General features: G+C 46.3%; 6 protein-coding genes and 1 pseudogene. 4 read left to right on the forward strand and 3 right to left on the reverse strand.

The window, feature by feature from the left end; genetic code table 11:
• Positions 1-124: 124 nt before the first annotated feature.
• Complete coding sequence (locus AC4E7D_RS09225; protein ID WP_490173513.1) at positions 125-1618, reverse strand: ArnT family glycosyltransferase; 1494 nt, start codon at positions 1616-1618, stop codon at positions 125-127.
• 65 nt (positions 1619-1683) lie between these two features.
• Here AC4E7D_RS09225 and bioA point away from each other — a divergent pair, with 65 nt between their 5' ends.
• The 4 genes from bioA to AC4E7D_RS09245 all read left to right on the forward strand — a co-directional run bounded on the left by bioA (position 1684) and on the right by AC4E7D_RS09245 (position 6365).
• Positions 1684-2964, forward strand: coding sequence for an adenosylmethionine--8-amino-7-oxononanoate transaminase (bioA, locus tag AC4E7D_RS09230; protein WP_490173514.1), 1281 nt, complete (start codon positions 1684-1686; stop codon positions 2962-2964).
• A 69-nt stretch (positions 2965-3033) separates the two neighbouring features.
• On the forward strand, positions 3034-4221 hold the full coding sequence (locus AC4E7D_RS09235) for a beta-ketoacyl synthase N-terminal-like domain-containing protein (RefSeq protein WP_490173515.1): 1188 nt from the start codon (positions 3034-3036) through the stop codon (positions 4219-4221).
• Positions 4222-4313: 92 nt separating this feature from the next.
• Entirely contained in the window at positions 4314-5405 is a 1092-nt protein-coding gene (gene bioB, locus AC4E7D_RS09240) for a biotin synthase BioB (protein WP_490173516.1), read from the forward strand.
• Between the two features lie 69 nt (positions 5406-5474).
• Positions 5475-6365 (forward strand): cupin-like domain-containing protein, encoded by an 891-nt coding sequence (locus AC4E7D_RS09245; RefSeq protein WP_490173518.1) that lies wholly within the window; start codon positions 5475-5477, stop codon positions 6363-6365.
• A gap of 5 nt (positions 6366-6370) precedes the next feature.
• Here AC4E7D_RS09245 and AC4E7D_RS09250 read toward each other — a convergent pair whose 3' ends face one another.
• The gene (locus tag AC4E7D_RS09250; RefSeq protein ID WP_490173517.1) at positions 6371-6847 is read right to left on the reverse strand and encodes a regulatory protein RecX; all 477 of its coding nucleotides are present in this window, start codon (positions 6845-6847) and stop codon (positions 6371-6373) included.
• Positions 6848-6868: 21 nt separating this feature from the next.
• Positions 6869-7445, reverse strand: a pseudogene (locus AC4E7D_RS09255) (glycogen debranching protein); the annotation flags it as partial.

The raw sequence follows: 7445 nt of genomic DNA on the forward strand, positions 1-7445 counted from the left end.
ACACCCCACTACGGAACAAATTATTCTGAGTAAATCAGGGGCACCCTGTCTGGGACGCATCGGGGAAGAGGCTGAGTTTAACAAGGAAATCATCAAAAAATACGCACAGATGTTTTCGTCGAAATTACTTAAGCTCTGAACGGATATAGATTTCAGCGGCTTCCAGGGAGGTATGAAGTTGATAATGGTCTTGTATAAACTGACTTGCATAGGCATTAGCCGCTACTTCTTCTTTGTCGAATATCCGCTTGTTCTTTCGGGTGATGACTATACCCGGCTCTACCTCTTCAAAAACGTACTTAAGTTCTTCCATGGTCGACCTCCGTGGATTATCAAAGAAGGGAAAAAGTTCTTCCCTGCAGAGATTGCTGGGATGTGTTGAGGCGGGGGTTAGCGGATATTCCCCTAGCATCCAATACCCGATATGGTATTCCAGAAATAATACCTTATCGGTTTTCAATCCTTCTTCCTGAAGGTATTCAGGAACCCAGATCCCCTCTCCGTTATAATAGGACCCTTTTTCTTTTTTGTGCTGGTAAATGGCGTAATACTCCTTATAGCTTTCTATAGGGACGAGCAAGAGCAGTAAGAGGAGATAAGGGCTGAATTTCATGTTGCGCAACTGTGGAAGTCCGGAAACAAGGGCACTTACAAATAAGAGTAAGAAGGGGTAGAGTTGAATCAGGTAATGTCCGTTTACTTTTCCTCCTTTCACAAAGGAAACACATACCCCGAGCACGGCAACAAACAGTATTTGAATACCAGATTTTTTAAAATCAATATTTCCCTTTTTCCAGGTGATGAGAAAAAAGGCCGTTATCAGAAGGACAAATGGCAAGATCTTTTCCGGTGAAAAGGGCTCGGCACTGGTATATTTCAATGGAGCCTGGATAACCGATTTCCACCATAGCCCTGCCTTGTTTTCCAGGAAATAGGGTAATACCGTAAGTAGAATAATAAGGAGGTTAGCGCTCCCGAACAATATACTTTTCCATAGCCCCTTCCTGTAGTTTCCTTGCCTTATCCCTTCAATCAATAGACAAATTGCAATAAAAAGTGTTGCGTAGGCCAGGTTGATCTTGGTCATCAGGGCGAGTCCCGTAAGCAATCCGGCCAGGAATATGTCCCGGTTGGTATGCGAGCTGACCATAAGTAGTATCCCCGGCATAAAAAATAACATGCTGATGTGTTCTGACATGACCCCTTGCAAACTCCCGAAAAGGCTGAGCAGTAAAATTGTCCCCAATGCCGACCAGAAGCCTGTTTTCTTTGAAAAAAGACGGGAACCGATAACATAGGTAAAGAACCCGGTAAAGCTGACCGCCAGCACCCCAAAAAAACGGATAGCGAAAAAACTTTTCCCAAAAACGGATATGAGTCCGGCCATGAGGTAAAAGATAACCGGGGGTTTGAGATCCCAGAGAAAGGTATAGGGCAAATGGCCGTCTACAAGGGCCTGTCCCATTAAAATAAAGGTGCTTTCATCCCGGTCTATGTAATCCCTGAAGAAAAAGGGAAATCGAATAAAAAGCGTGACCAGAAAAAGAATAAGAAAAGCGGATTTACCGGAAAATTTATCCCAGTAGGAAATGCCAGATGTTTTACCTTTGCTTCGCATAAACAGGGACTTCCCCGGGCTGCAATATAGATAATTTGTTCAAGCTATCTCAAAAATCAAAACGGTTGACGAATTTATCCAAAAGAGACAAGAAACACATCTGGCATCCGCTTACCCAGCATAAACTGAATTCCGAAATGCTGGGGATCCGGAGTGCTCAGGGTGCGACGATCACAGACGAATCCGGAAAGCAGTATATCGATGCTATATCCTCCTGGTATACCTCTGTATACGGGCATTGTAACCCGAAAATCCTGGAAGCTGTACAATCGCAGATGCAGGTACTGGACCAGGTGGTCTTTAGCGGATTTACGCATGAACCAGCTGTACGTCTTTCGGAGGCCCTGATGGAGATCCTGCCGGAGAACCAGCAGAAACTGTTCTTTTCCGATAATGGATCCACAGCAACGGAAATTGGTATAAAAATGGCGCTGCAATACCATTTTAACCGCGGCGAAAAGCGCCATGTCTTGCTGGCTTTTGAAGATGGATTTCACGGAGATACCTTTGGGGCCATGTCAGTATCCGGGCTTTCGGTTTACAACGGGCCCTTTGAGGAGCTGTTTCTGGAAGTAAAAAGGATACCTGCACCCTCAAAATCAAATATCGCACAACTTGAGGCTCAGGTGCAGGACCTTTTGGCGACATACCCGGTAGCCGGCTTTATTTACGAACCACTGGTGCAGGGTGCGGCAGGAATGAAAATTCACGATGCCGAAGGCTTGGATACCCTTTTACAGATTTTCAAAAAGCATGGGGTGGTGACCATAGCGGATGAGGTGATGACCGGTTTTGGAAAGACGGGCAGCCACTTTGCCTCAGATAATTTGAAGCAGAAGCCTGATATCATCTGTTTGTCCAAGGCACTAACGGCGGGTTTATTGCCTATGGCAGTAACCAGCTGCACGGCCGAAATATTTGACGCCTTCTACAGTGATGAATTGGAGAAAGGTTTCTTTCACGGACATACATACACCGCCAATCCACTTGCCTGCACGGCAGCACTGGCCGGGATTACCTTGCTGCAGAGCAATGAAATACAGGATAATATTCAAAGGATAATGCGTTCCCACAGGGTATTTGACCAGCAACTACGCAAACATCCGATGGTCCGGAATAGCCGTCAAATCGGGGTGATATACGCCTTTGAAATGGCCATCGCCATGGAGCGCTATGGGGATTTACGGGATAAGCTGTTCCGGCAGTTCATGGAACGCGGTATTTTCCTTCGGCCCTTGGGCAATACCATATATCTTCTCCCGCCCTATGTGATCAGTGATGCCCAGCTGAAAAAAGTGTACAAGGCCATACAGGAAGTCCTTGATTTGTATCCTGTATCAGCCTGAAAAACAATATAGCACTATGGTATCCTTTGTTAAGATTGGGATGAGGTTTCCTGTTTAGAACAATTATTTTTGCACGAAAGAACGTTTATGGATTCCGGGGAAATTTCCATCACAGCAGTAAACAGTATCTCAGCGATGGGTCATAACCAGCAGGAGACTTGGGAAGCCTATCAATCTCCTGATCACTTTCTTCAGAAGCAGCATTTTGGGGAGCATAATTACTGGGTTGCGTGTGTGGGAAAAGGAACAGAAAAAGAATTGGCAGCGCTTTCTGAGGAGAATGACCATTACCGCCACCTGGATAGAAGTGTGCTATTTGCCCTGGATGTTGCCAGGAAAGCCGTCGAACAAGCTGGTTGGGAACAAGGCAGTTATTTTGGGGTTAATTTTGGGTCCAGCCGGGGTGCCACCTCCTTGTTTGAACAGTTCCACAAGGATTTTCTTCATCAGAAAACAACAGTGACCCGTACTTCACCGAATACAACTCTGGGAAACATTTCCTCCTGGGTAGCTCACGATTTACAGACCCAAGGCCCTGAGATCTCACATTCTATCACCTGTTCAACTGCCTTGCATGCCCTGCTAAACGGGGTTGCCTGGATAAAAAGTGGCATGACCGATCAATTCCTCATCGGAGGCAGTGAAGCAGCTGTTACCCCATTCACACTGGCGCAAATGCATGCGTTAAAAATATATGCAGGAGGAGAAGGCCCATACCCCTGCAGGGCACTGGATGCAGAAAAAACCTTTAATTCCATGGTGATCGGGGAAGGTGCTGGTGCCTTATGCCTCGAGAAGGCCACGAGTAAAAAAGCATTGGCTGTGATTTCGGGTATTGGTTATGCCACTGAACCTCTTGAACACAACGTTTCCTTGTCTGCCGACGCCTTGTGTTTTCAGCGTTCTATGAAAATGGCCTTGAATGGAAGGGATCCCCGGGAGATTGATGTGGTGGTCATGCATGCTCCGGGGACATTGAAAGGGGATCGCGCAGAGCATCAAGCGATTCGAAAAGTTTTCGGATCCTATCAGCCTGCATTAACTACCAACAAATGGAAAATCGGACATACTTTCGGGGCCTCTGGGTTGCTGAGTATTGAGATGGCGATCATGATGATGGAACACCAGCAATTCATTACAGTACCCTATATCAGGGAGGTAAGCCTTCCGAAAAGGATAAAAAATGTTATGGTGAATGCAGTTGGATTTGGAGGTAATGCAGTAAGTGTCTTGTTGAAACACCCTCGAATAGACTAACATTTGCTAGAGGTAGGTAAGGATTTTTATACGGGTATTTTGGATATTGATGGGCAGAAGGCCTATTTTTGAACGTACTGAACAAACCCATTATGTTAGAAAGGCACAACTGGACAAAACAAGAGATCCTGGAGATCTACAACAAACCCCTTATGGAGTTGCTCTATGAGGCCGCAACCATTCACCGCAAATTTCATGATCCCAATACGGTTCAGGTTTCCACTTTGTTATCCATCAAAACAGGGGGATGCCCGGAAGATTGTGGCTATTGCCCGCAGGCAGCCAGATATCATACGGATATAGAAGGCAACGACCTGATGTCTGTGCAACAGGTAAAAGCACAGGCACTTAGGGCCAAGGCTTCAGGGAGTTCCCGTGTATGTATGGGGGCAGCGTGGCGCAACGTAAAAGACGGTCCTGAGTTTGACCAGGTTCTGGAGATGGTGAGGACCATCAATAAATTGGATATGGAAGTTTGTTGTACCCTTGGAATGCTGACCGAAAACCAGGCCAAACGTCTGGCTGAAGCTGGCCTGTATGCCTATAACCATAATCTGGACACTTCTGAAGACTACTACAAGGATGTGATCTCTACCCGCGCTTTTGAAGACCGCCTTCAAACCATAGAAAACGTCCGCAAGTCCAATGTTACTGTATGCAGTGGAGGGATAATCGGTATGGGTGAAAAGCTGGAAGACCGCGCCGGGATGCTGGTTGCTCTGGCCACCCTCAACCCACAACCAGAATCGGTACCGATCAATGCCCTTGTGGCGGTGGAGGGCACCCCAATGGAGGACATAGAACCTATACCTATATGGGATATGGTACGCATGGTGGCCACCACCCGTATTGTTATGCCCAAAACCCAGGTAAGGCTGTCCGCCGGACGTACAGAAATGAGTCAGGAGGGCCAGGCCCTATGTTTTTTCGCCGGGGCCAACAGCATATTTGCCGGAGATAAACTCCTTACTACACCCAATCCCGATGTAAATCAGGATATGGAAATGTTTAGCAAGCTGGGATTAAAACCTCAGGCAGCTTTCGTAAAAGCCCCTCAACCGGAAACGGTGGAAGAAGAAGATTCCAGATTATCTTCCCTGGGAGAAAATCCACGATGGACAAGGCCAGGCCATAAGATCCCTCGAAATGAGGAAGCCCGGATGAGTTCCAAGAGATCAGGCTAGGCACCCAATTTATTAACTGAAAGGGCCAAATTGGGTTTTTTTATACCTTTGGGGTTTATGTAAATCCGAATCACCTTGAATCTGCAGGATATTCCCAGACGAAAAGCACTGTCTCCCAAGGCCTTCCAAAAGGAGTATTTAAAGCCTCAGCGACCTGTGGTGTTAGAAGGGTTTATCGAGGAATGGCCAGCTTACTCCAAATGGAACCTGGACTATATGAAAGAGGTAGCGGGGGAAAAGGAAGTGCCCCTTTATGATGACCGTCCGGTTCACCACGAAGACGGCTTCAACGAACCTCATGCCAGGATGAAGATGTCGGCTTATGTTGACCTGCTAAAGTCAGAACCTACCCGATACCGTATTTTTCTCTGGAACATTTTAAAGGAAGTACCTGAATTACAAAACGATTTTACCTATCCGGATCTGGGGGTTAAACTTATGAAAGGGCTGCCTATGCTTTTTTTTGGGGGGGAGAATTCCTTCACCTTTATGCACTACGATATTGATCTTGCGAACATTTTTCACTTCCATTTTGATGGGATCAAGGAGTGTACACTTTTCCCGCAAACCGAAAACAAGCTTCTGTACAAAATACCCCACTCACTGATAACCCATGAGAGCATCAACTTTTCGGACCCCGACTATAAAAAGTGGCCGGGACTAAAGCACGTCAATGGATTTAAAACCCGTTTGAACCACGGGGATGTGCTCTACATACCAGAAGGCTACTGGCATCATATGCGCTATGTTACGCCAGGGATCTCTATGAGCCTCCGGAGCGTTGCACGCAACCCGAAAAACCTCTTCAAGGCGATCTACAACATCGCAATAATGCGCCATCTGGACAATCTGATGCGACGAATAAAGGGACAGCGATGGATCGATTGGAAGAACGAAAGAGCTATTCGGAATACGGAAAAGTATTTAATGCAGTTGAGCGCACAAAAAGGAAGGCTATAATACCATTATCCCAGTAATTCCCGAACCTTATCTTGGACCATATGGCTTTCCCAGCCCCTGTAGAGCAAATAACTGCTCAGCTTCTTTTTCTTTTCCTGAAGACCGGCACCGCTAAGGGCCTTATGTCTTTTTTTGGCAATTTCGTCAAAGGCTTCCAGATATTCCTGATCTGATATCTGTTCGAGAGCCTTTTTTATTGTAAATGCCGAAAGCTCCCTCCTTCTCAACTCATTCTTAATCCTCACCCTGCCCCACTTCTTTATCCTGAATTTACCCCGGGTAAAACTATCGGCAAACCGCTGCTCATTTAGGAAATCGTGTTCAATGAGGTATCCCATGATGTGGTCAATTGCCTCCGGGATCATCTTCATTTCCTTAAGTTTGTCCCTTACCTCTTTGTGACAACGGTCCTGGTAGGCACAATACTGCCCCATCCTTCTTAATGCTTCTTCCAGGGTATAGGAGGTTTTTGCCGACTTCATAGCGAAAAGAAAACCTATGGGTTATTGAGTATATATGTCCAGAATCAACTCCTGCTCCTCGGTAGTAAATGCCTGAAATCCGTCCTGATTTTTATGACTTACTGATGGACTGATCACCTCATACCGAACATTATCGTGCTGGGGTAACTGGAGTTGCATAGTCCAACCGGCAGCTTCCTGTTGCAGTGTGATCCGGGTTTTCCCTTCTGTTTTTTTATACATCACAGAAACTGCATTATCACTAACTTTTACGTTTTCGAGCTTTGCATCCTCCCAGTCAGAAGGCATTTGTGGTCTGAATACAATGTGTTTTTCTGCTGCATTGGGCAGGATACCAAAAAATTGTTGTACGATGGGTATGGCAAATGCGTAGATGTTCCATGCCTGGACGATCATTCCATAATCCGGGGACACTTCATACATACTTCCGGGGAGTGCATAGCTAAAGGTACGCGTCATGCGTTGCAGGTAGTTTAATGCCTGGTCAGGTCGACCATAGTTGTTTTCAGCAACGGCCTGTACCCCCGTTGGGAGCGTCATTACAGCGCCGGTATAGGAGAAAACCTTACTTCCCTGAAAGGATCCATCGTCAGAACCG

This window comes from Lentiprolixibacter sp. (assembly GCF_982873095.1).

Coding starts and splice junctions, on each gene's coding strand:
- AC4E7D_RS09225 (WP_490173513.1), bottom strand. CDS start 1,618: ATGCGAAGCAAAGGTAAAACATCTGGCATTTCCTACTGGGATAAATTT.
- bioB (WP_490173516.1), top strand. CDS start 4,314: ATGTTAGAAAGGCACAACTGGACAAAACAAGAGATCCTGGAGATCTAC.
- AC4E7D_RS09250 (WP_490173517.1), bottom strand. CDS start 6,847: ATGAAGTCGGCAAAAACCTCCTATACCCTGGAAGAAGCATTAAGAAGG.